Origin of the sequence: Serratia sp. 2C06, from assembly GCF_050037615.1 — a bacterium.
Classification (GTDB): Bacteria; Pseudomonadota; Gammaproteobacteria; order Enterobacterales; family Enterobacteriaceae; genus Serratia; species Serratia ureilytica.
In genome coordinates, this window is sequence record NZ_CP188299.1 from 1,580,607 (window position 1) to 1,605,522 (window position 24,916).

Genomic DNA, 24,916 nt, shown 5'->3' on the forward strand with positions numbered 1-24,916 from the left:
GCCCCGTAAGGTGATTAATTTTTCATGACGTAGCCGTAAGCGCGGTTCCAGCCGTCCTCATCCTGTTGGATATAAACGCCCTGCAGTTCCGGCGCGAATCCCGGCAATAAGTTGATGCCTTCTTCCAATGCCAGGAAATAACGCTGCGCGGCGCCGCCCCAAATTTCACCGGGAACCACGCACAGCACGCCAGGCGGGTAAGGCAGGGCGCCTTCGGCGGCGATGCGCCCCTCGGCCTTGGCCAGCGAGACCAATTCCACGTTGCCGCGTACAAACTCGGTATTGGCGTCCTGCGGATTCATCACCACGCGCGGGAAATAACTTTTGCGGAACATCTCTTTTTGCAGTTCTTTAACGTCGTAGCTGACGTAAAGGTCGTGCATTTCCTGGCACAGCTGGCGGATGGTGTAGTTTTTGTAGCGCTGCTGGTGGTTTTTATAGACCGCAGGCAGCACCTCGCTGAGCAGGGAGTTTTGCTCGATGTGCTTCTCGAAGCGGGCGATCAGGGCCACCAGGTGTTGCATCTTGGCGATGTCTTCCGCCGGCGTCAGCAGGAACAGGATCGAGTTGAGATCGCATTTTTCCGGCACGATGCCGTTTTCGCGCAGGTAGTTGGCCAGAATGGTCGCCGGGATGCCGAACTCGCTGTAGCTGCCGTTCGCGGTATCGATGCCCGGCGTGGTGAGCAGCAGTTTGCACGGATCGACGAAGTACTGCGATTCGGCATAGCCCTCAAAAGCGTGCCATTTTTCGCCGGGCACGAAGTTGAAGAAGCGCAGATCGTTGGCCATCGCCGCGGTGTCATAGGCTTGCCACGGCTTGCCGTCGATCTGATCCGGCACGAACGGTTTGATCATCGTGCAGGTATCCAGCAGCATTTTGCGCGCTTCGATGCCCACGCGCACACATTCTTGCCACAGGCGCTGGCCGCTCTTGCCCTCGTGCATCTTGGCGTTGACGTCCAGCGCGGCGAACAGCGGATAGAACGGGCTGGTGGAGGCGTGCAGCATAAAGGCGTTGTTGAAGCGCTTGTGGTTGCAGTAGCGGCTCTGCCCCTTGATATGCTTGTCTTTTTTGTGGATCTGCGAGGTCTGCGAGAAGCCGGCCTGCTGCTTGTGCACCGACTGGGTGACGATGATGCCGGGATCGTTCTCGTTCAGCTCCAGCAGCAGCGGCGAGCAGTCTTTCATCATCGGAATGAACTGCTCATAGCCCACCCAGGCGGAGTCGAACAGGATGTAATCGCACAGGTGGCCAATCTTGTCGACCACCTGACGGGCGTTGTAGATAGTGCCGTCGTAGGTGCCGAGCTGGATGATCGCGAGGCGGAACGGGCGGGCTTCGTTGGCGCGTTCCGGCGCCACTTCGCGGATCTGTTGGCGCAGGTAGCGCTCGTCGAAGCAGTGCGCGTCGATGCCGCCGATAAAGCCGAACGGGTTGCGCGCGGTTTCCAGATAAACCGGCGTGGCGCCGGCCTGGATCAATGCGCCGTGGTGGTTGGATTTATGGTTGTTGCGGTCAAACAGCACCAGATCGCCGCGCGTCAGCAGAGCGTTGGTCGCCACCTTGTTCGAGGCCGAGGTGCCGTTGAGCACGAAGTAGGTCTTGTCGGCGTTGAACACCTTGGCGGCGTGCTGCTGCGCCGCGCAAGGCGCGCCTTCGTGGATCAACAGATCGCCCAGTTTGACGTCGGCGTTGCACATGTCCGAACGGAAAAGCGTTTCGCCGTAGAAGTCGAAGAACTGGCGGCCCGCCGGATGTTTGCGGAAGAACTCGCCGCCCTGGTGGCCGGGGCAGGCGAAGGTGGCGTTGCCCATTTCTACGTATTGCGTCAGCGTATTGAAGAACGGCGGCAGCAGCTCGCTCTCATATTTTGCGGCGGCGGCCTCCAGCTGTTTGCCGTAGAACTGGGTATTCTTGCCGCACAGCTCAAACACACCATGCAGCGCCGGCAATACGGCGTTATCCAGCTCTTCTTCGCAGCAGACGGCGACGAACAGCGGAATGTTCAGGCCGTGCTCTTCGATGCGCGCCACCATGCCTTGCGCAACGTCTTCTACCGACAGCACGATGGCGGCGACGTCATTGAAATCGCTGTGATGCACATCGACGATGTCGCGTTCGGTTTCAAAGCAGCCGAGGGTGTGGGTGTTGGCGGCAATTTTTAATTTTTTCATTTTTCTCATTCTTCAGGCAAAGGCATTACGCCGGCAAATAATTCCATTTGCCGCTAACGCCTTCACGAAAATAAAGGTGTACGAGAACCCAGTGATGCCTTAAGGCATTAACTGTGTTCGCTGTTTTATTTAGCTTGGATGCGCTTGGCCGAAATTAAGAATGAATTGCGTGTCCTTCCCGGTTAGCGAGAAAGAGATATTATCACCGGCGTGCGGAGAATAAGTAAAAACGCAATGACACTCTTATCAACGGCGTAAGAGCGAGGGGGGAGGGTTATCTGTAGTTGAAGAATGCGAAGCTAAAGCAGCTGCGATGAGCCATCATCATAATATGGGTTGTGCGCCTGATATGCGCCATTTTTCGGTTATTGTTTTCCATTTTCTAATCCACCTTGCTGAGTGAAAAGATGGCGCTATTTTAACGCAAGATTGGCAGAAAATCGTGATTTCCATCACATAAATGCCGGTGTTTATAAATAACTATTCATTGATTATGCAGTGAGTTGCATAAACCGCGGCCAGGCAGACAAATGAGCATGTAAATAAATTGCTAATCGGCGCCGGGCAGACGCGCTAAATTTGCGTGCCGTCAGGATGGGAATAAAAGAATGGCGCAATTAATCGGTTGCCTAACGATCAAATAAATCCGGTTTGTTTTTTTTATGTTATAAACCCGCCTGATGCTGAAATGAGTAAAAATACAGATATTGTGATTTTATATTCGCATGGGATTTTTGGTGATTATCGTTATTTGTGACTCGCTTCAACAACGCAGGGTAAGATGAAGTGAGTGAACCGGGAGGCGAGTAACCTTGAATACCCCAGAACAACGGCAACAGATTGCGGATTTCATCGGCAAGCAACATGTCTTAACGCTGTGCGCCGGCGACGGCCTCGACATGTGGTGCGCCAACTGTTTTTACGTGTTCGACGCCGCGACGATGGCGCTGTGGCTGATGACCGAACCGCACACCCGCCACGGTGGGCTGATGCTGAACAACGGCCGGGTGGTCGGCACCATCGCGCCGAAACCGAAAAGCATCGCGCTGATCCGCGGCGTGCAGTACCGCGCCGAGGCGGTGCTGCTGAGCGGCGAAGAGGCCGAGGCGGCGCGCGCGCGTTACTGCAAGCGCTTCCCGATCGCCAGGGCGATGAAGGCCTCGGTATGGCGGCTGGATCTGCACGAGGTGAAGATGACCGACAACACCCTCGGCTTCGGCAAGAAGCTGCACTGGGCGCGGTCTATACTTTAAGTCGACGTATTGATTACAACGGGAGATTGCATGGCGCGAGCACTGTTAGTCGGCGCAACCGGGCTGGTGGGGCGCGAGTTGCTGCAGCTGTTGCAAAGCGATCCGCAGGTAACGGCCATCGTGGCGCCGACGCGCACGCCGCTGCCGCCGCACGGCAAGCTGACCAACCCGGTCGGCGATGCGCTGTTCGAACTGCTGAGCGGCCTGCAGCAGCCGGTCGATCTGGTGTTCTGCTGCCTGGGCACCACCCGCCAGGCGGCGGGCAGCGCCGATGCCTTCCGCTACGTCGATTACCAACTGGTGGTGGAGAGCGCGCTGACCGGCCGCCGGTTGGGGGCGCAGCACTGTCTGGTGGTGAGCGCGTTGGGCGCCAACGCGCATTCCACCTTCCTGTATAACCGCACCAAAGGCGAGATGGAGCAGGCGCTGCGCGAACAGCGCTGGCCGCGCCTGACGCTGGTGCGGCCTTCCATGCTGGTGGGGGATCGCCCTGCGCCGCGCCTGATGGAGCGCCTCTCGCTGCCGTTGTTCAGGCTGCTGCCCGGCAAATGGCGCGCCGTCTCCGCCAAAGACGTGGCGCAAACGCTGCTGCAGCAGGCGTTCACGCCGGGCGAAGGGGTCAGGGTGCTGGAGTCGGATCGGCTGCACTGCTACCGAGGCTGACGCTGAGGTGGTCGAACGCCAGCTCCAGCCCGGCGGGCAGTTCATTGTCCAGCAGCCACAGATCGAGATGATGGCTGATGTGCGTCAGCAGCGTGCGTTTGGGCTGCAGCAACCGCTGCGTCTCCTGCGCGCGGGTCAGATCGTTGTGGTTGCGCGGCGCCTGCGGCTGAGGCGGCAGGCTGCAATCGAGCACCAGCAGATCCAGCGCCACGTTCTGCAAATAGTCGGCGGTGGCCGGCGGCAGGCCGACGGTGTCGGTCAGGTAGGCCAGCGCAGCGCCCGCCGCCTGGATCAGATAGCCGTGGGTCAGTTTGGAGTGTTGCAGCGGCAGCGGGGTGATGCGCATGCCGCCCAGTTCGACGGTGGCGAAGGGCGCCAGCGGCGGCTGAAACGCCAGAATGCCCGGGTGTTTGAACAGATCGTCGCAGCCCTGTTCATCCGGTGGGCCATACACCGGAATGGAATTTCCGCACCCCCAACGCAAAGGAAATAACCCCTGAACGTGATCCATGTGGTAATGTGTCAGTAAAAAACGTTGAATTTGCCCCGCCGAAAATCGCCGCTCCAAAGCCGGCAATCCCGCATCCAATAAGGTCGTTTCCCCCTGATAGTTAAGCATGGCGCTGCACGCGCGCCGCCGAAATGCCGGCTCGCGCCGCGCCCGTTGGCAGATCAGGCAGTCGCAGCCGAACACCGGCACCTGCTGCGCGCCGCCGGTGCCGAGAAAGGTCAGTTGCATCGCTCCCCCTCCGTTAAAGGTACTTCTGCGCAAAGCGGTTGATGTCGCGAAAATCCGCCAGCCGCGCCTGCAGCGTGGCGTGATCCCAGTGCCACCACTGGCTGCGTTCGATACGCTCTATCAGCGCATCGTCGAAGCGCATGCCGATCTTCTTGGCCGCCACGCCGGCGACGATGCTGTAAGGCTCCACGTCCTTGGTGACCACCGCTGCGCTGCCGATCACCGCGCCGTTGCCGACGCTGACGCCCGGCATCAGGATGGCGTTATGGCCGATCCACACGTCGTGGCCGACGGTGACGTGGTGCTCGCGCCGCCAGTCGAAGAACGCCGCGTCGTCTTCCCCCAGCCCGTATTCGGAAGCGCGATAGGTGAAGTGGTGCTGCGCGATGCGCTGGTAGGTCGGGTGGTTGCCGGGATTGATGCGCGCATAGGAGGCGATGGAAACGAACTTGCCGATAGTGGCGTAAAAGATCTGGTTGTGCCCGGCGGTGTAGGAGTAGTCCCCCATCTCCACCTCTTCCAGGATCGCATCGTCGGCCAGATGCACATACTGGCCGAGCCGGGTGCGGTTAAGGGTCACGTTGTCGCCGATTTTCGGCTGGGCAAAGTCGTTCATGGCATCGCATCCTGAGCTTGTCGGGTGGCGGTAGGCAGCAGCGCCAGCAGCGCCGCCAGGGTATCGTCGAGTGGGCCGTCGTTGTGCAGCACCCGGCAGCCGGCGGGCAGACTCTGCTGATATTCCGCCGCCCGCGCCAGCCGCTGCTCGATCTGTTCAGCGCTTTCCCGTCCGCGATCCTGCAGGCGCCGGCGCAGGATCGCGGCGTTGACCTGCAGGCATACCGGCAGCAGCTGCGCACCGTAGCGCTGCTGCGCCTGCGGCAGGTGGGCGCGCGAACCGTTGACCGCCACGTCGATCCCCTGCAGTAGCCAAAGATCCACTTCGATCCCGAACGCGTAGTGCTGCTGGTGGGCCTGCCAGTCGAGCGCGAACAGCCCCTTGGCGCGGCGGCGCAGAAATTCGGGTTCGCTCAGCGCGATGTGATTCTCGCAGCCGGCGTCCGCCGGCCGGGTGATGTAACGGTGCGCCACCAGCGGCGCGCGGTCGGCGTCGGCCCGCAGCGCAGCCAGCAGGCTGTCCTTGCCTGCGCCGGAAGGCCCCATCAGATAGATGAGCCGCGCCATCAGAACACCTGCCTGCCCTGGCGCCACACGTTCTGCACGTAAACGTGCTCGCCGTGCGGCCGCGCCAGCACCAGATCCGCCCGCAATCCTTCGGCGATGGCGCCGCGATCCTGCAGATCCAGCGCCCGCGCCGGGTTGCGGGTGATCATGCGCACCGCCTGGGGCAGATCGTAGGCGTTGCGTTCGTCCGCCGCGAGGCGAAACGCCGCGTCCAGCAGGCTGGCCGGGTAATAATCGGAAGAGAGAATATCCAGCACCCCCAGCGCCGCCAGGTGGTGCGCCGCCACGTTACCGGAGTGGGAGCCGCCGCGCACGATGTTCGGCGCGCCCATCAGCACCTGCAGGCCCTGCTGGTGCGAAGCGCGGGCGGCCGCCTCGGTGGTGGGGAACTCGGCAATGGCGCTGCCGAGCGCGCAGGATTCGGCCACGTGCGCGGCTGTGGCGTCGTCATGGCTGGCCAGCGAGATGCGGCGCGCGCGGCAGTGGGCGGCGATCGCCTCGCGGTTCGGCGCGGCCCAGCGGGCGGACAGGGCGACCTGCTCTTCCTCGTACTCGCTCATCTGCTGATCGTTGAGGTGGTATTTGCCCTGATAATATTCGCGGTACTTTTCGCGCGAGGCGAACTGGCGCTGGCCCGGCGAATGGTCCATCAGCGACACCAGCGACACGCCCGGCTTGTCCATCAGCTGTTCGAACAGCGGCAGGGTGCTCTCGTGCGGCAGCTCGCAGCGCAGGTGCAGCCGGTGCTCGGCGCGGTTCACCCCGGCGCGCTGGCTGTGGATCACCGCGTCGATCATCTTCTGCAGGTTTTCCAGCCGGTGGCCGCCGTCGCGCACGTCGCCGATCGCCACCGCGTCCAGCACCGTGGTGATGCCGTTGGCCACCATCAGCGCATCGTGGCTGCTCATCGCCGAATGGGCCGGCCAGTCGACGTTCGGGCGCGGGGTGAAGAACTTGTCCAGGTTGTCGGTATGCAGCTCGATCAGCCCCGGCAGCAGCCAGCCGCCGTCGCCGTCCAGCGCCTGCGGCAGACGGCTCGGGCCGTCGGCGAAGCTGCGGATCACGCCGTCCTGCATCTCCAGCGAGCCTTGCACCACCTGGTCATCCAGCACCAGCTTAACGTTATTGACGATCATCAGAGGGCCTCCAGCGCCTGCGGCGCCTGCATGTCATAAAGCCGGTCGGCGACCTGTCGGCGGACGCCTTCATCGTGGAAAATGCCGACGATCGCCGCGCCGCGCGCCTTGGCGCGTTCGATAAGCTGCACCACCGCCGCGCTGTTGCGGCTGTCGAGCGAGGCGGTCGGTTCATCCAGCAACAGGATGGGATAATTGACGATAAAGCCGCGCGCGATGTTTACCCGCTGCTGCTCGCCGCCGGAGAAGGTGGACGGCGCCAGCGGCCACAGGCGCTGCGGCACGTTGAGCGCGGCGAGCAGCGCTTCGGCGCGGTCGCGGCATTCGGCGCGCTCGACGCCCTGTTCCAGCAGCGGCTGCATCACCACCTCCAGCGCGCTGATGCGCGGGATCACCCGCAGGAACTGGCTGACCCAGCCCAGCGTATGGCGGCGCACCGCCAGAATCTGGCGCGCGTCGGCGCTGACCATGTCCAGCCAGTCGCCCTGGTGGTTGATCCAGATATGGCCGCTGTCCGGCAGGTAGTTGGCGTACAGCGAGCGCAGCAGGGTGGATTTGCCGCTGCCGGAGTGGCCGTGCAGCACCACGCATTCACCGCCGTGGACCGTCAGGTTGGCGTCGTGCAGCACCGGCAGGCGGGTGCCGTACTGCTGATGCAGCACAAAGGTTTTACTGAGATGTTCAACTCGGATTTGCATAGTCATCTGTTATCGCCTTGGGTTACGACAGCACCGAAGAAACCAGCAGTTGGGTGTAAGGATGGTGCGGATCGTCGAGCACCCGATCGGTCAGGCCGCTCTCCACCACTTCGCCCTGTTTCATCACCAGCAGGCGGTGGGCCAGCAGCCGCGCCACGCCGAGATCGTGAGTGACGATCACCGCCGCCAGCTGCATCTCCACCACCAGGTTACGCAGCAGATCGAGCAGGCGCGCCTGCACCGACACGTCCAGCCCGCCGGTCGGCTCATCCATAAACACCAGCTTGGGGTGGGTCACCAGATTGCGGGCGATCTGCAGCCGCTGCTGCATGCCGCCGGAGAAGGTGGTCGGCAGATCGTCGAGGCGCGACAGCGGGATTTCGACGTCTTCCAGCCACTGGCCGGCCTGGCGGCGAATGTCGCCATAGTGGCGCTGGCCGATGGCCATCAGCCGCTCGCCGATGTTGCCGCCGGCGGAGACCTGCGGCCGCAGTCCGTCGAGCGGGTGCTGGTGCACCACGCCCCAGTCGGTGCGCAGCAGGCGGCGGCGATCGCTCTCCGCCATGGCGTACAGATCGTGTTCCTGGTCCGCCTGCGGGCGGTAAAGGATCTGCCCGCGCTGCGGCGCCAGCCGCGCCGAGATCGACTTCAGCAGCGTGGTTTTGCCGGAGCCGGATTCGCCGACGATGCCCAGCACTTCACCGGGGTAGATATCGAACGACACGTCGCTGAAGCCCTTGCCGGGGGCGTACAGGTGGGTGAGCCGGTTCACCGACAGCAGCGGGGTGGTGCTCAAAGGGGTGGAAGTCATCAGTGCTGCGCCTCTTGCGAAGATTGCGCCAGCTGCTGCCGGCAGTAGTCGGTGTCCGAACAGACGAACATGCGGTTGCCTTGATCGTCGAGCACCACCTCGTCGAGATAGCTGTGGCGCGAACCGCACAGCGCGCAGGGTTCGTCCCACTGCTGCACGCTGAACGGATGGTCGTCGAAGTCCAGGCTCTCCACTTTGGTGAACGGCGGCAGGGCGTAGATGCGTTTCTCGCGCCCGGCGCCGAACAGCTGCAGCGCCGGCATCATGTGCATTTTCGGGTTGTCGAATTTCGGGATCGGCGACGGATCCATCACGTAGCGATCGTTGACCTTCACCGGGTAGGCGTAGGTGGTGGCGATATGGCCGTAGCGCGCGATGTCTTCATACAGCTTCACCTGCATCACGCCATACTCCTCCAGCGCGTGCATCTTGCGGGTCTCGGTTTCGCGCGGTTCGATAAAGCGCAGCGGCTCCGGGATCGGTACCTGATAGATCAGGATCTGATCTTCGCGCAGCGCGGTTTCCGGAATGCGGTGACGGGTCTGGATCAGCGTGGCCTCCGGCGTGCGTTCGGTGGTGGCCACCCCGGCGACGCGCTGGAAGAAGCGGCGGATCGACACCGCGTTGGTGGTGTCGTCGGCGCCCTGGTCTATCACCTTCAGCACGTCGGCGCGGCCGATGACGCTGGCGGTGAGCTGAATGCCGCCGGTGCCCCAGCCGTAGGGCATCGGCATCTCGCGGCCGCCGAACGGCACCTGGTAGCCGGGGATCGCCACCGCCTTCAGGATGGCGCGGCGGATCATGCGCTTGGTCTGCTCGTCCAGATAACCGAGGTTATAGCCGGTCAATACTTCACTCATCGCGGGCCTCCTGACGCTCGCTGTATTCCTGCCGCAGCCGCTTGAGCAGCTCCAGTTCGGCCTGGAAGTCGACGTAGTGCGGCAGCTTGAGATGGGAGACGAAGCCGGCGGCCTCGACGTTGTCGGCGTGGGCCAGCACGAACTCTTCGTCCTGCGCCGGGCCGGCGACGCCTTCGCCGTAGTCCGGGCTTTGCAATGCGCGATCCACCAACGCCATCGCCATCGCCTTGCGTTCGGCGCGGCCGAACACCAGCCCGTAACCGCGGGTGAAGTGCGGCGGATGGTCCTTGGGATCGACGAAGCCGTTGACCATTTCGCACTCGGTCAGCAGGATTTCGCCGATATCGATGGCGAAACCCAGCTCTTCCGGCACGATCTCCACCGAAACGTGGCCGGTGCGGATCTCGCCGGCGAACGGGTGGTTGCGGCCGTAGCCGCGCTGGGTGGCGTAGCCGAGCGCCAGCAGAAAACCTTCGTCGCCGCGCACCAGCTGCTGCAGGCGCGCCGAGCGCGAGCAGGGGTAAACCGGCGGGTTGCGGGTGATGTCGTCCGGCGCGCTGCCGTCGTCCTGTTCCTCCCGCGCCAGCTGCTGGCGACACAACAGATCGAACACGTGGCTGCAGTTGTCCGGCAGCGGTTCGTCGGCCTGCGGCGCGCGCGGCGCCTCGCCTTCCGCCAACAGCGCGAAATCCAGCAGCCGGTGGGTGTAGTCATAGGTCGGCCCCAGCACCTGCCCGCCGGGCAAGTCCTTGTAAACCGCCGAGATGCGCCGCTCCAGCCGCATGTTTTCGCTGGCCAGCGGCTCACTGACCGCCAGGCGCGGCAGGGTGGTGCGATAGGCGCGCAGCAGGAAGATCGCCTCCACCAGATCGCCGCTGGCCTGTTTGATGGCCAGCGCCGCCAGCTCGCGATCGTAGATGCCGCCTTCGGTCATCACCCGATCCACCGCCAGCCCCAGCTGCTGTTCGATTTGTTCCGCGCCGATCGCCGGCAGCGCCTCGTCGCCGCGCCGCAGCTGTTCCTGCAGCTGATGGGCGGCCTCAATGGCTTTTTCGCCCCCTTTTACCGCTACGTACATCAGCACACCTCCACGCGGGTGGTCCGCGGGATCGCCAGCAGGCGATCGCCGCAGGTCAGCAAGATATCCAGCCCCAGCGGGAAGCGCTGCGGGCGGTTGACCAGGTAATCCAGCAGTGCCGGCGGCAGGCGCGGCGCTATCAGGCGTTGGCTCTCGATGCCGGGGCCGGTCAGGCGCAGCGCGGCGCCGTTCTCCAGCTCGGCGAGCTGCACGATGACCGTGGCGCCGCATTCCGGCGAGATTTCCGTGCCGTGCGGTAAGGCCTGCAGATCGGCGGCCTGCAGCTGCTCATCGAACAGGGCAAAACAGACCTCCTGCGCCGCGGTGGCCAGCGGCGCGCCGCTGTGAAAACGAATGTTTGTTAGCACTCGCTCACTTTTAAGCGCAGCGCACAGCTGCAGCGGCGTTTCCTGATCGGCCAGCGTCAGCAGCGCGGCGGTGCTGGCGGCGTTCAGCGGCGCCCAGGCCGGGCCGGCCGGCAGCGTCACCCGGTGGCCCGGTTCGCTCAAGGCTTTAAGAATCAAACGGAAAGCGTGCTGCGATTGGTCTATCGGTTGCTCAAAACCGGTCAATAAACTCATGGCTTAATCCCCTCGCACCAGCGTAAAGAAGTCCACCCGGCTGGCGGCGATCGCCCGGGCGCGCAGCTGGCGCTGTTCGTGCTGCAGCGCGGCCAGCGGCGCGATCAGCTGTTGTTGCAGGCGTTCGCCGTGTTCCGGCTGTTGCAGCAGCGCATCGGCCAGCGCGCACAGCTCGGCGTGCGCCTTGTCGCGCCCGGCGATATAGCTGTAGCCGTAGCCGCCGTTGTCCAGCTGCACCACCGCGCGGGTGACCGTCATGTCTCCCAACACGAAGCGGCGGCCGGTGGCGCCCATGCGCCCCTGCAGCTGGGCCAGGCCGATCTCCGGCGCGCGGATGCTGCGGTAACTCGGGCTGAGGTTCAGCGCCTGCCAGTGGCTGCGCAGCTGCTCGGGCCGGCTGTGCGCCAGCACCGACATCCAGCGTTGTCTCGACTCTAAGGCGTGCATTCAGTGCTCCATCGTCAGTTCAATCATGTCGGCGCGGGCCAGGCTGACGGAGTATTCCGCCACGTCTTCGCCGCCGCTGCGGACGTTAAGGGTGCGCACGCACAGCAGCGGCGCGTGGGTGGCGATCTCCAGCAGCCGGCTCTCTTTGGCCTGCGCGCGGCGCGCGCTGATGCGCGTCTGGCGGCGGGTCAGCGGCTGCTGGAGGTGCTGTTCGATAAACTGGTGCAGCGAACCGCTGTGGAACTGCTGCAGCGCCGGCCACCACTCCAGATCGGGCAGATAGTGGTCGATCACGCTCATCGGCACGCCGTTGACCCGGCGCAGGGTGCGCAGGTGGATCACCATTTCGCCTTCTTCACGCGAAAGCGCGCTGGCGACATGCCCATTGCACGGGCGCAAGACAGCGAGTAAGCGCTCACTGGTGGGGTGGCTGCCCTGCTCGAACAGGTTCTGGCTGAAGCGGGTATTGGCGTGCAGCGGGTAGTCGTAAGGTCGCATCAGCACCAGAATGCCGACGCCGTGGCGGCGCTGCAGCCAGCCGCGCTCTACCAACTGATCCACCGCGCGGCGCAGGGTGTGGCGATTGACCTGATAGCGCTCGGCCAGCTGCTGTTCTGAAGGTAGGTAGTCGCCGCAGCGGTACTGCGTGCGCAGCTCCTGCTCCAGCTGCGCGGCGATCTGCTGATAGCGGGTGGGGTAAGTGGTCGGATGTCTAGATAACTCCATCATAATAAAAACCTCGTCATGCCGATGGCGGTGCGATGAAGGTGGAAGCGGTGCGTTTCATCGGGCGTCTAACCTGTGGTCTTCACGTTGGCATCATGGTGCCGGGCGCAGATGACAATCGCGTTACGCGTCGGTGGCGAACAGATGAACTATTTAGGACAGCCCAGGCGTGCACGGGCGGCGGCGGCGCGCTATGCTGGCGCCTTTGTTGACTGACTCTGGCCGCTACCATGCCGCAATCTCTGAATGCCCCTGAACACGCCCCACGCGCCTGGCCGCTGTGGAAACCGATCCTGTTTCTGCTGGTGGTGGCCGTCGGCCTCTACTACGTCAAATGGCAGCCTTACTACGGCAAGGCGTTTGTGGCGGCGGACAGTCACTCGATCGGCAAGTCGATCCTGGCCGACGGCGCCGCGAGCCCCTGGCTGGCGGCCTGGCAGTACGCGCTGGTCTACTTCACCGCAGTATGGAAGGCGGCGCTGCTCGGGGTGCTGTTAGGTTCGCTGGTGCAGGTGCTGATCCCGCGCGACTGGCTGGCGCGCACGCTCGGCCACCGGCGTTTTTCCGGCACCGTGCTGGGGGCGCTGATCGCGCTGCCGGGCATGATGTGCACCTGCTGCGCCGCGCCGGTTGCCGCCGGCATGCGCCGCCAGTCGGTGTCCAGCGGCGCCGCGCTGGCCTTTTGGCTCGCCAACCCGGTATTGAATCCGGCGACGCTGGTGTTCATGGGGTTTGTGCTCGGTTGGCCGTTCGCCGCCATCCGCCTGGTGGCAGGTGTGGTGATGGTGCTGGGCATCGCCTGGCTGGTGCAACGCGTGACCGCCAACGATCCGCAACCCGCCGCGCCGCAGCCGCCGGTGATGATGATGGCGCAGAACGACGAGCAGCCGTTCCTCGCCCGCTGGGGCAAAGCGCTGTGGGCGCTGTTTTGGTCGACCATCCCGATCTACGTGCTGGCGGTGCTGGCGCTGGGCGCGGCGCGGGTCTGGCTGTTCCCGCACGCTGACGGCGCCGTCGACAATAGCCTGCTGTGGATCATCGGCCTGGCGATCGTCGGCTGCCTGTTTGTTATCCCCACCGCGGCGGAAATCCCGATCGTGCAGACCATGATGCTGGCGGGCATGGGCGCAGGCCCGGCGCTGGCGCTGCTGATGACCCTGCCGGCGGTCAGCCTGCCTTCGCTGCTGATGCTCAACAAAGCCTTCTCCGCCCGTGCGCTGTGCCTGACAGCGGCGCTGGTGGCGCTGTGCGGCGCACTGACCGGCGTGGTGGGTATGGGGTTGATGTAACTGATGAGTGGCCCGATGCTGTCTCAAGGAGGAGATGGCAATGGAACAGCGGAATAAACCTGAAATGGACGTAGAGGCGATGTTGCTGTAGCAAGCGCTGCGTGAAAGGGTGGATGCCGCCCTTGAACGCTTAAGAAACGGCACCGCGGTTTATCTCAGCCATTCGGAGGCAGAAAAACGAATGGCTTTATTTAAAGCGAAAATCCGGGGGCGCTATCGGCGAGGGGGGAGGGGGGATTGGTTCAGGGCTGGCGGGCTGTTTCTCCAGGTATAACAACGTGTTATCTTGTGGTCGATTTTGAGCGAAGAGCGGATGCTCGGGGTTGTTCCCACAGTTGAAGAGTTGGCAGCTTAAACACGATGTATTAATCAGCGGTTAATAGACCAGTCACATAGTTGATTATTCATATAAGAAGATTTTGTGTTTTTTCATAAAGTATATTATTAATTATCTATCGTGCAGTCAGAACGAGACGGACGACTCATTTTAACTCAGCTCAAAGGAGAAAGTATGAAGCTTGCACAAGCACGGACAGGAGAGAGACTGAAAGTTAATAAAAAACTAATTCCATATAGTTTTTGGCCAGTAAATACTGGCTCAAAAGGAAACTCTAGCATTTTACCACTTTTGTTTTCACTTGATCCTTGGGCCATTATTGATCAAGCTATAAAGAATAACTGTCCTAATTTATCTAAAAGTGAGGCATTGGCATGTGTTCACCAGGCTAGAGATTTTTATGAGTCGGCTATTGATACACAGCGTGTTTCTGCTAGGCCGTTATCTCTTTACTATTGTTTTATGAATCTAGTTAAAGCGTTTTGTTTGACAAGAGGAACGCAAGTAACCTTTGATAAAGCGCAACATGGATTAACAGAGCAACTGGGGACTGGGGGGAAAGAGCTTCATGATGCTTATTTGGAGGGATTCCCTAGCCCAAACGCAAGGGGTAAATTACAAAATTTTTCAGAGTTTATGCAGGCTTTAACTGGAGCAGGACTGACTGCACCTCAGCAATATAAAATCCCTATTCTTTTACCCCAAATTTTGCCTGGCCACAGACTTTGGTCTTCTGCAGCGAACAAAAAAGAACGTTTTGTTGCTGTTCATGAAATACGCCCTTATGTCAATAAAGAAAGCGGCGAAATTTGGTTAAATATTTACTTTGTCTCTGATGATCTTTCACGTATTGGTATAACAACGACAAATTTTCTTCTCGAGACTGATTTGGCTGGAAGCTATACTCAAGTTAGTTGTGCTGAATTAGATAATTTGAATAGGAAATTAATATGTTTTCAACAAACAACCCCATTCATTTGCAATACAAGAAAATATGCAAATTATCTTCAGGGCCTCTTTGACTCGATACGACCTTATCTCTGGGTCACTGTTTCGACAATACCGCCTTACCGCAGGCATTATGTTTATACCAGACCTAGTACTGATTCTAATCAGGTACTTCCGCAGTTACTTTCAATTTATGCTCTTTCTTATTATCTGGGGTCAATTACTCGATATCGACCTCACCATCTTCCGACGATTACAGATACTGTTTTCGGACCAAGAGTTCAGGATTTTATAACTGGTCAACCTCAGCAATTTCTTTATCTTATGGCTTCTGAATTTGCAAAGAGGGAAGTAACAAAACCTTCCATTCTTTGAAATGGTTCAGTACCTAAATAATGAAAAAATAGCAGGGTGTTGATAACAATTTCCTGCTAAGAGCTATCCTCTCAGACTGGCATGGTGGGTTTTCGATGAAATTAAAGAATATGGCTCACCATTTTAACCCTTAACCCTTAACCCTTAACCCTTAACCCTTAACCCTTAACCCTTAACCCTTAACCCTTAACCCTTAACCCTTAACCCTTAACCCTGCTAAAAAATCTATGATGCTTTACAGGGCTTAACTGCATCCACATTTGGCACAAACCCGCCCATCAGATTAACTCCATACCGTAGCGCTGCCAGATCGAGTCTGTACCACTAGCTCATCGCAACCTATGCACCACCTGGTTGCTGCTGCCGCGCCAGATCAGCGCCGGGTCTTTCAAATCCTGCACGAACTTGCCGTCGATCAGCACGTTGATCCTGTCTACTACCTGCATTTGCTGTGCGTCCAGCTCCGCCAGCCGGTAGCCGGTCCACAGCCAGATATCCTTGCCGGGGCACTCGGCGCGCACCCGTTTCACCAGTTGCAAGATGCTCGGCACGTTGGCCGGGTGCAGCGGATCGCCGCCGGAGAGTGACAGCCCCTGGCGCGGCACGCGCGTATCGTTCAGATCGGTGATGATGCGGTCTTCCAGCGCTGGGGTAAACGGCTGGCCGGAGTTGAGCCGCCAGGTGCTTTTGTTGTAGCAACCGGGGCACTGGTGCACGCAGCCGGCGACAAACAGCGTGCAGCGGGTGCCGGGGCCGTTGACGACGTCGATCGGGTAATACTGGTGATAATTCATGTGAGGCCTGCCCATCAGGCTATTTTACTGGCCATTTTGCCTCCGGGCAGTGCTCCCAATCCTCACGTACTGCGTGTACGCTGCGGTTGGTGCGCGCTGGCCGAAGGCAAACTGGCTGCGACAATCACGCCTGATGAACAGGCTTCTGCCTAGGTTGCACGGCGCTTTTCAGCCGAGCTGCCCATTACCGAGGTGTTTCACCCGGCGTTTCACCTCTTCCTGCTTGCCGGCGTTGAACGGCCGGGCATCGGGGCTGCCGAGATAGCCGCACACCCGGCGGGTGACCGAGACCTTGGCCGAGTCGTGGTTGCCGCATTTCGGGCAGGTGAAGCCTTTGCTGGTGCAGGAGAATTCACCGGTGAAGCCGCACTCGTAGCACTCGTCGATCGGCGTGTTGGTGCCGTAGTAAGGCACCCGGCTGTAGCTGTAGTCCCACACGTCTTCCAGCGCCTTCAGGTTGTGCTGCAGGTTCGGGTACTCGCCGTAGCAGATGAAGCCGCCGCTGGCCAACGGCGGGTAGGGCGCTTCGAAGTCCAGCTTGTCGTACGGATTGACCTTCTTCTCCACGTCGAGGTGGAAGCTGTTGGTGTAATAGCCCTTGTCGGTGACGCCCGGCACCACGCCGAAATCGGCGGTGTCCAGCCGGCAGAAGCGATCGCACAGGTTTTCGCTCGGCGTGCTGTAGAGGCTGAAGCCGTAGCCGGTCTCGTCTTTCCAGGCGTCGACGGCGGCGCGCAGCCGCGCGACGATCGCCACCGCTTTGGCGCGCAGCGCTTCGTCGTCATACACGTGGTTTTTGCCGCCGAACAGCGCGTTGATGGTCTCGTGCAGGCCGATATAGCCCAGCGAAATCGAGGCGCGGCCATTCTTGAAGATATCCGCGATGTTGTCGTCGGCCTTGAGCCGCACGCCGCAGGCGCCTTCCATGTACAAGATTGGCGCCACCCGCGCCTTGATGCCTTCCAGCCGGGCGATGCGCGTCATCAGGGCCTTTTTCGCCAGCTGCAGGCGCTGATCCAGCAGCGCCCAGAAGCGTGACTCGTCGCCCATCGCCTCCAGCGCGATGCGCGGCAGGTTGAGGCTGATGACGCCGATGTTGTTACGGCCGTCGTGCACCAGCTCGCCGTCCTGCACGTAGGTGCCGAGGAAGCTGCGGCAGCCCATCGGCGTTTTGAACGAGCCGGTGACCTTCACCACCTGATCGTAGTTGAGGATGTCCGGGTACATGCGCTTGCTGGCGCACTCCAGCGCCAGCTGCTTGATGTCGTAGTTCGGATCGCCGTACTGGTGGTTGAGGCCGTCGCGGATGGCGAACACCAGTTTGGGGAATACGGCGGTCTTGCGGTTTTTGCCCAGCCCGGCGATGCGGTTTTTCAATATCGAGCGCTGGATCAGGCGCGACTCCCAGCTGGTGCCGAGGCCGAAGCCGAAGGTGACGAACGGCGTCTGGCCGTTGGCGGTGTGCAGGGTGTTGACCTCGTACTCCAGCGACTGGAAGGCGTCGTAACACTCTTTCTCGGTGCGCGCCATGGCATAGCCTTTGGCATCCGGGATCTGCCACGCTTCCGCCACCTGCAGGTGTTTGCGGAAGCTCTCGTCGACGAACGGCGCCAGAATTTCATCGATGCGGTTGATGGTGGTGCCGCCATAAATATGGCTGGCGACCTGGGCGATGATCTGCGCGGTCACGGCGGTGGCGGTGGAGATCGACTTCGGCGGCTCAATCTCGGCGTTGCCCATCTTGAAGCCGTTGGTCAGCATGCCTTTCAGATCGATCAGCATGCAGTTGAACATCGGGAAGAACGGCGAGTAGTCGAGATCGTGGTAGTGAATTTCGCCGCGTTCATGGGCCAGCACCACGTCGCGCGGCAGGATGTGCTGCTTGGCGTAGTGTTTGGCGACGATGCCCGCCAGCAGGTCGCGCTGGGTGGGGATCACCTTGCTGTCCTTGTTGGCGTTTTCGTTCAGCAGCGCGCGGTTGCTCTGCTCGACAAGGCCGCGAATTTCCTGATTCAGGCGGCCGCGCAGCTCGCGCGCCACGTCGCGATCGTGGCGGTATTCGATATAGGCGCGCGCCAGCTGTTTGTATTCGCCGGCCATCAGCTGGTTTTCCACCGCCTGCTGGATCTCGTGGATATCGACGCGCGGCTGCTGCTCCATGCGCTGAGCGACCACGCGGGCGACGGTGGCGCAGTAGTCGGCATCGACCACGCCCACCGCCAGCGCGGCGCGCTCGATGGCCTGCGCAATGCGCGCTTCGTCAAAAGGTACCTGGCAACCGTCCCGCTTAATCACTACTGGTTTCACATTGTACTCCTTGTTCCCCGAGGGAGCGTTCATACCCGCCTGGCGTGGCGAGCAACCGTCAAATTTCGCTTATCCACAGGGCAAAGCCGCAGCGCGCAAGGGCTGTGGCGGCGTGTGGATGATTTTGTGGATAACTACTATATATAGGTGTTCGCAATTCTTAATGCACTATATATAGATATCGGCGCGATTCTTTTGATGTAGAACAAGGAAAACGAAAGAGCGTGCGCAAGCTGAACAGTCGTCAATCGCCCGCCGGCCGATCGCGAAAATGTTCCAGCAGAAAATCGACCCAGACGCGCACCCGCGGCGGCAGATCCGCCGAAGCGTAATAGAGCCACAGCTGCACCGGGCGCGGCCAGCATTCCGCCAGCACCGGCCGCAGCGTGCCCTGCTCGAAGTGTTTCTCGACGTACCAGCGCGCCAGGTTGACGATGCCCAGCCCGGCCAGCGCCGCATCCAGCAGCATTTCCGGGCGGCTGGCTACCAGCCGGCCGTTCAGATCCAGCGCCAGCGTTTCGCCCTGATGGCGCAGCTGCCATTTGACGTGGCGGCCGTTGGCCGGGTTGCGGTGCAGCAGGCAGTCGTGCCGCAGCAGATCGTGCGGCGTTTGCGGTTCACCGCGCCGCGCCAGATAGTCGGGCGACGCCGCCAGCACCATGTGCATCGGGTAGAGCGGGCGGGCCACCAGCCGGCTGTCGGGATCGACCCGGCTGCCGATGCCGACGTCGAAACCTTCGCCCACCAGATTCACCACCCGGGCGTCCAGCGACAGATCGAGATCGATCTGCGGATAGCGCGCCAAAAATTGCGGGATCAACGGCATCAGCATCTGGCGGCCGAAGCCGGGGATCATCGTGACGCGCACCACCCCGGCAGGCGCCTGCCGTTCGCCGCCGGCGCTTTCCAGCGTCGCCGCCAATGCCTGCCACAGCGGCGCTACCTGCGCCAGCAGCGCTTTGCCCTCGTCGGTCAGCAGCACGTTGTGGGTGTTGCGCTGAAATAGCCGCAGCGCCAGCTTCTCTTCCAGCGCGCGGATGTTTTTGCTGACCGCCGCCGGCGTCACGCCCAACTGGCGAGCGGCGGCGGAGAAATTTTGCGCCTGCGCGGCGGCGAGGAAGGCCGGCAGCAGGCGGTGCACGTCAAAGGGCAGCGACATAGTGGTTGATACTTTTGGTTGAAATTGAAGTGACCTTTAACAGCCTACACCCGCAGCGGCGGAAATGGAAAAATGCCCTCATCTTCTTATGACCGAGGAACCATGTATGTCGCGCATTTTAGTGTTAACCGCCCACCGCACCCCCGACGAGTCGCGCATTAATAAGGCGCTGATCGAGGCCGTACGCCCGCTGCCCAACGTGACCGTTCACGAACTGATCCGCGCGTATCCGGATTACCGCATCGACGTGGCGCGCGAACAGGCGCTGCTGCAGAGCCATGATGCGGTAGTGATGCTGTTCCCGTTTTACTGGTACAGCTCGCCGGCGATCCTCAGCGAATGGCAGGATGCGGTATTAACCTACGGTTTTGCCTACGGCAGCGAAGGCACCCAACTGCACGGCAAGCCGCTGCAGCTGGTGGTGAGCACCGGCGGCGACGCGCAGGCTTATACGGCGCAAGGGTATAACCGTTATCCGGTGCAGGATCTGCTGCTGCCGTTCCACGCCATGGCCAACCTGACCGGCATGGATTATCTGCCGCCGCATCTGGTGCAGGGCGTGAGCGACATGAGCGATGAGCAGTTGGCGCAAGAGGCCGCCGGCGTGGCGGCGCTGCTGGGGAAATGGTAGGGCGCAGCGTTCGCCGCGCCCTGCGGGGTCAGTCTTCGAGCAGCCACCACACCGCTTCGAACGGCCGCAGCGTTAGCGCCTGCGGCTGGTCCGCCGAATCGGCGTAGTTGCTCATCAGCGGGCGCCATTGCGCGGAAGCTTCCACGCCTTCCGCCGCCCAGGCCAGCGGTTCGCGGCTCAGGTTGGCCGCCACCAGCAGGCGCTGGCCGTTCCAGCTGCGCTGATAGCACCACAGCGCCGGGTGTTCCGGCGCCAGATCCTGATAGTCGCCGTGGGTCAGCAGCGGATACTGCTTGCGCAGGGTGATCAGCTGGCGATAGGCGTAAAACACCGAGTCGAGATCGGCCAGCGCCGCGTCGGCGTTGATCTGCGGGTAGTTCTCGGCGCAGCCGATCCACGGCGTGCCGGTGGTGAAACCGGCGTGGGGCGCGGCGCTCCACTGCATCGGCGTGCGGCCGTTGTCGCGCGATTTGTCGGCCAGGATCGCCAGCAGCTCGGCGTCGCTGCGGCCCTGGGCGCGCAGTTCGGCGTACATGTTCAGGCTTTCCACGTCGCGATACTGCTCGATGGCGCAGAAGCCGGGGTTGGTCATGCCGAGTTCTTCGCCCTGATAGATATAAGGCGTGCCCTGCATGCCGTGCAGCACCATCGCCAGCATTTTGGCGGCCGGCACCCGCAGTGCGCCTTCATCGCCGAAGCGCGACACGATGCGCGGCTGATCGTGGTTGCACCAGAACAGCGCGTTCCAGGCGCGGTTATGCATCCCTTGCTGCCAGTGGCGGAAGATCTGCTTCAGTTCCACGTAATCCGGCTCCGCCCGCGTCCATTTTTCACCGCCGGCGTAGTCCACCTTCAGGTGATGGAAGTTGAAGGTCATCGACAGCTCTTCGCCGCTCTGCGCCGCGTAGCGCTGGCAATGCTCAAGCGTGGTGGAGGACATCTCGCCCACCGTCATCAGGCCGCGCGGCTGAAACACGTCGCGGCTCATCTCCTGCAGGAACTCGTGGATGCGCGGGCCGTCGGTGTAGAAGCGGCGGCCGTCGCCCTGGCTGTCGGACGGGAAGTCCTGCTGTTTGGACACCAGGTTGATCACGTCGAGACGCAGCCCGTCGACGCCTTTGTCCGCCCAGAACTGACACACTTTCTTCAGCTCTTCGCGCACCGGCGGGTGCTCCCAGTTGAGATCCGCCTGCTCGGCGGCGAACAGGTGCAGGTAGTACTGGCCGCTGTCGGCGTGCCACTGCCAGGCGTTGCCGCCGAACTTGGAGCGCCAGTTGTTCGGCGGCGTTTCACCCTCGCCGTCGCGCCAGACGTAGAACTGACGATACGGGCTGTGGCGATCCTGCGCGGCCTTGAACCACGGGTGCTCGGTCGAGGTGTGGTTGAACACCATGTCCATCACGATGCGGATGCCGCGCTGGTGGGCGGCGGCGACCAACTGCTCGAAGTCTGCCATCGTGCCGTAAGCCGGATCGATGGCGCAGTAGTCCGCCACGTCATAGCCGTTATCCACCTGCGGCGACACGTAGACCGGCGTCAGCCAGATCGCGTCCACGCCCAGTTCCTGCAGATAGTCCAGCCGCCGGGTCACCCCGGCCAAATCGCCGTAGCCGTTGCCGGTGCTGTCCTGAAAACTCTTCGGATAAATTTGGTAGATGACGCCGTTCTGCCACCAGGGGGTTGGGTTGCTCATAACTGGATACCTTTGAATCGTGACAACAGGCCCGTACCCTTCATCTTTCAAACTGCAGCGTTGTTGGCTGCTGGCGCTGCACCCCAGTCACTTACTTGAGTAAGCTCCTGGGGATTACGAGCCTCGTCCGGAGGCTCGCCCTTTGGGCCAGCGCAGGCGCTGTTCAAATCGGTTCCCGACCGATTTGTTGCACCCTTGCCGCCTAGCTACAGCTCGAAAGCTATAGGGTATTTCCGGCCCCTACATTCATGTTGCGTATTTTGCGTCAATCAAACCGGCAGCTCGCCGCGGGCGGCCTTGCGTTTGTAGACCATGATGGTCAGCACCAGCGGGATGACGATCGCCACCAGAATCGCCAGCGAGTAAATCAGCCAGAACTGCGGCTTGATAGACAGGATGCCCGGCAGGCCACCGACGCCGATGCCGTTGGCCATCACGCCGTCCAGCCCGCAGATAAGGCCGGCGAAGGCGGAGCCGATCATCGCGCACAGCATTGGGAAGCGGTATTTGAGGTTGATGCCGTACATCGCCGGTTCGGTCACGCCGAGGTAGGCGGAGATCGCCGCCGGCACCGAGATTTCACGCTCGTTGGCCTTGCGGCTGATGATGATGATGCCGAGCACCGCCGAGGCCTGCGCGATGTTGGACAGCGCAATCAGCGGCCACACCGGGGTGCCGCCCATGCTCTGGATCATCTGCATGTCGATAGCCAGCGTGGTCTGGTGCACGCCGGTGATCACCAGCGGCGCGTACAGGAAGCCGAACAGCGCGGCGCCCACCGGCGCGAAGCTGCCGGTCATCACCGATTTCACCGCCCAGGCGACGCCGTCGCCGATCATGCGGCCGAACGGCCCTATCAGCGCGTGCGCCAGGAACACCGCCAGCAGCAGCGAGACCACCGGCACCACCACCAGATAGAGATAGTCGGGAACGATCTTTTTCAGCCGGGTTTCGATCCAGCCCAGCGCCATGCCCGCCAGGATCGACGGGATCACCTGCGCCTGATAGCCCACTTTCTGGATCACGAACCAGCCGAAGTTCCACACTTCCGGCGTTTGTTGGCCGAGCAGGTAGGAGTTCATCAGCTGCGGCGACACCAGGGTGACGCCCAGCACGATGCCGAGCACCGGGGTACCGCCCATCTTTTTCACCGTCGACCAGCAGATGGCCACCGGCAGGAACATGAAGATCGCTTCACCGAGCAGCCACAGGAAATCGTAAACGGTTTTCCACGCCGGGTGCATCTGCGCCAGCGTTTGGCCGCCGGACATCGGGATGTCGCCGATCACGTTGCGGAAGCCGAGGATCAGACCGCCGCTGATCAGCGCCGGCAGCAGCGGGAAGAAGATCTCGGCGAAGTGGGAGATGGTGCGCTCGGTCCAGGTCATGTTCTGGCGCGCGGCCACCTTGGCCTGCTCCTTGTCGGCCTCGTTGACGCCGGTGCTGGCGATCAGCGCCTGATAGTAGTCGCCGACGTCGGTGCCGATCACCACCTGGAACTGCCCGGCGTTGGTGAAGCAACCCTTGACCATCGGCAGCTCTTCGATCTCTTTCGGTTTCGCCTTATTGGGATCGTTGAGGACGAAACGCAGCCGGGTAATGCAATGGCTGACGGTGGCGATGTTCTCGCGGCCGCCGACCAAAACAATCAGGCGATCAATATCCTGCTGTTTTACTTTGCTCATTATGGGATACCTGCAGAGGTGTTGACTGAGTAATGATCAAAGCTTAGCCACTCAGCATTTTGAATGAAATGGGAACGTTCCCGGTTTGGGGCGAGGATCACAAAATGACGAAAAATGGTCAACTTCCGATCAGGAAAGTTTGCTGGGCACCACCAGGCGGCGGATCCCCTGTTCGCCGCTGAGCTGCGCCAGCAGCTGCTGCGCGGCCAGCAGGCCGGCGCTGCCGTAGCCGAACTCCACCGACAGGGTGTCGGGGAACAGGAAGCTGAGCAGCGGGGTGTTGCCGATGGCGCATACCTGGATGGCGCGCGTCGGCTGTTGTTGCAGGTATTTGATCGCCCCCAGGGCGATGCTGTCGGAGGCGCAAATCAGCGCGCTGGTGTGCGCGTCAATCACTTCGGCGGCGTGCTGGAAACCGCTCTGGTAGCTCAGTTCGCCCAGCGTGGCGCGCGGCGTGAGCGTGAGGCGTTCACTGGCGTCGAGATAGGCCTGATAGCGGCGCTGGCCGGTGGTGGCGTCGCTGAGCTGCACCCCCAGATAGCCGATATGCCGATGCCCTTGCTGATACAGGCGATCCATCAACAGGTTCACCGCGCCGGCGTCGTCGTAGCAGACGGACGAGAAGCCGTCGTATTCGCGCACCATCACCACCATTTTTTCCTGCCACGGCTTGAGCATCGCCGCGGTCAGGCCGGTGAAGCCGAACAGGATCACGCCGTCGACGTTGCGCTGATGCAGTACGTGCAGATGCTCCTGCACCAGGCGGGTTTCGAACTGGCTCTCCATCACGATCGGATCGAAGCCTTGCTGATACAGCAGCGGCAGCATGGTGCGCACCGCCTGGTTTTCCGACGGCGAGTCGAGACGGGAAACGATGATGCCCACCACTTTGTCGCTTTGGCCGCGCATGGCGCGCGCCGACTTGGAGGGCGTAAACCCTTGCTGACGGATCACCGCTTCCACCCGTTCACGGGTTTGCGGGCTCACGCTGCCTTCATTATTCAGCACGCGTGAGACGGTGGATTTGCCTACGCCGCTCAGGCGCGCGATGTCCTTGATGGTCAGCCGGTTTTGCATGGTTTACTTTTCGTTGAGGTGGACAGGCGTAACATAAAGGCCTGTAAAACAATGCCCGTCAGCATAGCTCATTTTCCGACGCGGATCTTGATGCAAAACGGGATTGTGACATTGCGATGAACGGCCGCTCCTGCCGCTCTGTTTTTCCCTTTACCGGAGGTTATTCCCCATATGGACCCCGACCCGACTGCTTTAGACACTCACTCGGTTCTCCGGTAAAACCTCTCCGCCTGGCGCTGCTGTTTTACCGGTGAAGTACATCACGGTAAC

Annotated in this window: 24 protein-coding genes; 5 read left to right on the forward strand and 19 right to left on the reverse strand. The window is 61.5% G+C overall.

The genetic code is table 11. The features are described from left to right. Positions 1 to 14 precede the first annotated feature (14 nt). The gene (speF, locus tag ACP3TA_RS07910; protein WP_047025103.1) at positions 15 to 2,177 is read right to left on the reverse strand and encodes an ornithine decarboxylase SpeF; all 2,163 of its coding nucleotides are present in this window, start codon (positions 2,175 to 2,177) and stop codon (positions 15 to 17) included. A 274-nt stretch (positions 2,178 to 2,451) separates the two neighbouring features. Next, on the reverse strand, positions 2,452 to 2,556 hold the full coding sequence (gene speFL, locus ACP3TA_RS07915; RefSeq protein WP_004933443.1) for a leader peptide SpeFL: 105 nt from the start codon (positions 2,554 to 2,556) through the stop codon (positions 2,452 to 2,454). 433 nt (positions 2,557 to 2,989) lie between these two features. Here speFL and ACP3TA_RS07920 point away from each other — a divergent pair, with 433 nt between their 5' ends. Both ACP3TA_RS07920 and ACP3TA_RS07925 read left to right on the forward strand, forming a co-directional pair. After that, positions 2,990 to 3,430 (forward strand): YhbP family protein, encoded by a 441-nt coding sequence (locus tag ACP3TA_RS07920; RefSeq protein ID WP_015376428.1) that lies wholly within the window; start codon positions 2,990 to 2,992, stop codon positions 3,428 to 3,430. 30 nt (positions 3,431 to 3,460) lie between these two features. Next, positions 3,461 to 4,093 carry an NAD(P)H-binding protein gene (locus ACP3TA_RS07925; RefSeq protein ID WP_033641670.1) on the forward strand — a complete coding sequence of 211 codons (633 nt, stop codon included), beginning with the start codon at positions 3,461 to 3,463 and terminating at the stop codon, positions 4,091 to 4,093. On the opposite strand, the gene phnP is transcribed toward ACP3TA_RS07925, so the two are convergent. Genes phnP through phnF form a run of 11 tightly spaced genes read right to left on the reverse strand, consistent with a single transcriptional unit; the run spans position 4,050 to position 12,354 of the window. Beyond that, complete coding sequence (phnP, locus tag ACP3TA_RS07930) at positions 4,050 to 4,832, reverse strand: phosphonate metabolism protein PhnP (protein WP_033641671.1); 783 nt, start codon at positions 4,830 to 4,832, stop codon at positions 4,050 to 4,052. The genes ACP3TA_RS07925 and phnP overlap by 44 nt on opposite strands. Before the next feature lie 13 nt (positions 4,833 to 4,845). Continuing rightward, positions 4,846 to 5,448 carry a DapH/DapD/GlmU-related protein gene (locus ACP3TA_RS07935; RefSeq protein WP_015376431.1) on the reverse strand — a complete coding sequence of 201 codons (603 nt, stop codon included), beginning with the start codon at positions 5,446 to 5,448 and terminating at the stop codon, positions 4,846 to 4,848. Beyond that, complete coding sequence (gene phnN / locus ACP3TA_RS07940; protein ID WP_274253978.1) at positions 5,445 to 6,014, reverse strand: ribose 1,5-bisphosphokinase; 570 nt, start codon at positions 6,012 to 6,014, stop codon at positions 5,445 to 5,447. The genes ACP3TA_RS07935 and phnN overlap by 4 nt, the downstream gene beginning before the upstream one ends. Then, on the reverse strand, positions 6,014 to 7,150 hold the full coding sequence (gene phnM / locus ACP3TA_RS07945; RefSeq protein ID WP_060660027.1) for an alpha-D-ribose 1-methylphosphonate 5-triphosphate diphosphatase: 1,137 nt from the start codon (positions 7,148 to 7,150) through the stop codon (positions 6,014 to 6,016). The genes phnN and phnM overlap by 1 nt, the downstream gene beginning before the upstream one ends. Then, positions 7,150 to 7,854: a phosphonate C-P lyase system protein PhnL gene (gene phnL, locus ACP3TA_RS07950; protein ID WP_274253979.1), complete on the reverse strand. Its 705-nt coding sequence runs from the start codon at positions 7,852 to 7,854 to the stop codon at positions 7,150 to 7,152. Before phnL ends, phnM begins: the two co-directional genes overlap by 1 nt. A gap of 16 nt (positions 7,855 to 7,870) precedes the next feature. Beyond that, positions 7,871 to 8,659 (reverse strand): phosphonate C-P lyase system protein PhnK, encoded by a 789-nt coding sequence (gene phnK / locus ACP3TA_RS07955; protein ID WP_016929302.1) that lies wholly within the window; start codon positions 8,657 to 8,659, stop codon positions 7,871 to 7,873. Continuing rightward, complete coding sequence (locus ACP3TA_RS07960) at positions 8,659 to 9,519, reverse strand: alpha-D-ribose 1-methylphosphonate 5-phosphate C-P-lyase PhnJ (RefSeq protein WP_060426495.1); 861 nt, start codon at positions 9,517 to 9,519, stop codon at positions 8,659 to 8,661. Before ACP3TA_RS07960 ends, phnK begins: the two co-directional genes overlap by 1 nt. Further along, on the reverse strand, positions 9,512 to 10,597 hold the full coding sequence (locus ACP3TA_RS07965) for a carbon-phosphorus lyase complex subunit PhnI (RefSeq protein ID WP_021504231.1): 1,086 nt from the start codon (positions 10,595 to 10,597) through the stop codon (positions 9,512 to 9,514). The genes ACP3TA_RS07960 and ACP3TA_RS07965 overlap by 8 nt, the downstream gene beginning before the upstream one ends. Further along, entirely contained in the window at positions 10,597 to 11,178 is a 582-nt protein-coding gene (gene phnH, locus ACP3TA_RS07970; protein WP_047025108.1) for a phosphonate C-P lyase system protein PhnH, read from the reverse strand. Before phnH ends, ACP3TA_RS07965 begins: the two co-directional genes overlap by 1 nt. A gap of 3 nt (positions 11,179 to 11,181) precedes the next feature. Then, on the reverse strand, positions 11,182 to 11,625 hold the full coding sequence (gene phnG, locus ACP3TA_RS07975; protein WP_015376438.1) for a phosphonate C-P lyase system protein PhnG: 444 nt from the start codon (positions 11,623 to 11,625) through the stop codon (positions 11,182 to 11,184). Continuing rightward, complete coding sequence (gene phnF / locus ACP3TA_RS07980; RefSeq protein WP_047025109.1) at positions 11,626 to 12,354, reverse strand: phosphonate metabolism transcriptional regulator PhnF; 729 nt, start codon at positions 12,352 to 12,354, stop codon at positions 11,626 to 11,628. Between the two features lie 227 nt (positions 12,355 to 12,581). On the opposite strand from phnF, the gene ACP3TA_RS07985 reads away from it, so the two are divergent. Together ACP3TA_RS07985 and ACP3TA_RS07990 are read left to right on the forward strand one after the other, a co-directional pair. Beyond that, the gene (locus ACP3TA_RS07985) at positions 12,582 to 13,640 is read left to right on the forward strand and encodes a permease (RefSeq protein ID WP_123062102.1); all 1,059 of its coding nucleotides are present in this window, start codon (positions 12,582 to 12,584) and stop codon (positions 13,638 to 13,640) included. A 511-nt stretch (positions 13,641 to 14,151) separates the two neighbouring features. Further along, entirely contained in the window at positions 14,152 to 15,300 is a 1,149-nt protein-coding gene (locus ACP3TA_RS07990) for a YaaC family protein (protein WP_122017079.1), read from the forward strand. A 329-nt stretch (positions 15,301 to 15,629) separates the two neighbouring features. On the opposite strand, the gene nrdG is transcribed toward ACP3TA_RS07990, so the two are convergent. From nrdG to ACP3TA_RS08005, 3 genes are all read right to left on the reverse strand, one after another. Further along, a complete protein-coding gene (nrdG, locus tag ACP3TA_RS07995; RefSeq protein WP_117187880.1) occupies positions 15,630 to 16,094 on the reverse strand; it encodes an anaerobic ribonucleoside-triphosphate reductase-activating protein in 465 nt (154 codons plus the stop codon). A gap of 168 nt (positions 16,095 to 16,262) precedes the next feature. Then, positions 16,263 to 18,401 (reverse strand): anaerobic ribonucleoside-triphosphate reductase, encoded by a 2,139-nt coding sequence (gene nrdD, locus ACP3TA_RS08000; RefSeq protein ID WP_123062103.1) that lies wholly within the window; start codon positions 18,399 to 18,401, stop codon positions 16,263 to 16,265. Between the two features lie 244 nt (positions 18,402 to 18,645). Beyond that, a complete protein-coding gene (locus ACP3TA_RS08005; protein ID WP_046688121.1) occupies positions 18,646 to 19,560 on the reverse strand; it encodes a LysR family transcriptional regulator in 915 nt (304 codons plus the stop codon). A gap of 106 nt (positions 19,561 to 19,666) precedes the next feature. Between ACP3TA_RS08005 and ACP3TA_RS08010 the strand changes: the two genes are divergently transcribed. Then, the gene (locus tag ACP3TA_RS08010; RefSeq protein ID WP_042783555.1) at positions 19,667 to 20,191 is read left to right on the forward strand and encodes an NAD(P)H-dependent oxidoreductase; all 525 of its coding nucleotides are present in this window, start codon (positions 19,667 to 19,669) and stop codon (positions 20,189 to 20,191) included. A 28-nt stretch (positions 20,192 to 20,219) separates the two neighbouring features. On the opposite strand, the gene treC is transcribed toward ACP3TA_RS08010, so the two are convergent. The 3 genes from treC to treR all read right to left on the reverse strand — a co-directional run bounded on the left by treC (position 20,220) and on the right by treR (position 24,646). Beyond that, positions 20,220 to 21,884, reverse strand: coding sequence for an alpha,alpha-phosphotrehalase (treC, locus tag ACP3TA_RS08015; RefSeq protein ID WP_142001833.1), 1,665 nt, complete (start codon positions 21,882 to 21,884; stop codon positions 20,220 to 20,222). Positions 21,885 to 22,153: 269 nt separating this feature from the next. Further along, complete coding sequence (treB, locus tag ACP3TA_RS08020; protein WP_033641687.1) at positions 22,154 to 23,569, reverse strand: PTS trehalose transporter subunit IIBC; 1,416 nt, start codon at positions 23,567 to 23,569, stop codon at positions 22,154 to 22,156. A 129-nt stretch (positions 23,570 to 23,698) separates the two neighbouring features. Then, positions 23,699 to 24,646 carry a trehalose operon repressor TreR gene (gene treR / locus ACP3TA_RS08025; protein WP_129993653.1) on the reverse strand — a complete coding sequence of 316 codons (948 nt, stop codon included), beginning with the start codon at positions 24,644 to 24,646 and terminating at the stop codon, positions 23,699 to 23,701. Positions 24,647 to 24,916: the final 270 nt, after the last annotated feature.